The sequence below is a fragment of the Psychrobacter sp. 1Y4 genome (genome assembly GCF_051847555.1).
Map to the genome: position 1 here is coordinate 1 of NZ_JBPYDE010001203.1, position 508 is coordinate 508.

Sequence of the window (508 nt, forward strand, 5' to 3'; positions counted from 1 at the left end):
GATTATGATGCGGTTCTTAGAGATTCTAAGCGCCTTTCCGTTTATGTTTTTTGTGATTTTATTGGTCACGATATTTGGCCGTAACCTAATCTTAATCTTTGTCGCTATTGGACTGGTGTCTTGGTTGGATGTGGCTCGGATTGTTCGTGGGCAGACGCTCAGCCTCAAGAGTAAAGAGTTCATTGAAGCGGCGCATGTTGGCGGTGTGTCAGGATTTAATATTATCCTGCGTCATATCGTGCCTAACGTGCTTGGTGTGGTCGTGATCTATGCCTCACTACTGGTGCCGACGATGATTTTATTTGAATCATTTTTGAGTTTTTTGGGACTGGGTGTGCAAGAACCGATGACCAGTTGGGGCGCACTACTGCAAGAAGGCTCTCGCACCATGCAAGTCGCGCCTTGGCAGATTTTGATTCCGTCGGCTTTTCTGGTCATTACGCTATTTTGCTTTAACTTTATTGGCGACGGTCTACGCGATGCGTTTGACCCTAAAGACCGCTAGGAG

General features: G+C 46.7%; 1 protein-coding gene. It reads left to right on the forward strand.

What is annotated here, in order from left to right:
* On the forward strand, positions 1-505 hold a 505-nt coding region (locus tag ACS8FC_RS21150), incomplete at its 5' end, for an ABC transporter permease subunit (protein WP_439298223.1).
* Positions 506-508 lie beyond the last annotated feature (3 nt).